1 protein-coding gene is annotated in these 423 nt (G+C 69.0%); it reads right to left on the bottom strand.

From position 1 onward, the window contains the following. A partial coding sequence (locus tag VR44_RS39540; RefSeq protein WP_045952532.1) for an SMI1/KNR4 family protein occupies window positions 1–339 on the bottom strand: 339 nt, incomplete at its 3' end. Between the last annotated feature and the right edge of the window lie 84 nt (window positions 340–423).

The raw sequence follows: 423 nt of genomic DNA, 5'->3' as shown, positions 1-423 counted from the left end.
CGCGTACTCGTCGCGCTCCCCTTCGTCGAGATCAGCCTCCTCCTCGGCGAGACCCTCGCCGACCCCGCGCAGGAACTCGGTACTCCGGACGATCTCCTCGACTCCAGACAGTGGTCCGTAGTAGTCGAGCCGGAGCGTTCCATCCTGGAGCTCCACACCGTCGTGCCGCAGCAGCGACTCCCTCAGGTCGGGCGGGAAGGCCACCCCCAGCCGGGCTTCGGCTGCCGTGATGTCCGCCAGAACGGCCGCCGGCCGCAACAGCCCGTGGGTGATGGGGGCGTGCCGCGCGAGCCAGCTCTCGATGCGGTCCCAGGACTCTTCGACGGTAGACGTGATCATGTACGGCACCCTAGGCGCGGGCACTGACACCCGAACGGCCCACGTTGTCCGTCTTCCCCAGCAGGACCGGCCCGTCCTTGAGGC

The organism is Streptomyces katrae (genome assembly GCF_000966975.1).
GTDB lineage: Bacteria > Actinomycetota > Actinomycetes > Streptomycetales > Streptomycetaceae > Streptomyces > Streptomyces katrae.
The sequence above is the reverse complement of the archived record's forward strand: the minus strand, read 5'-3'. Positions and strand labels throughout refer to the sequence as shown.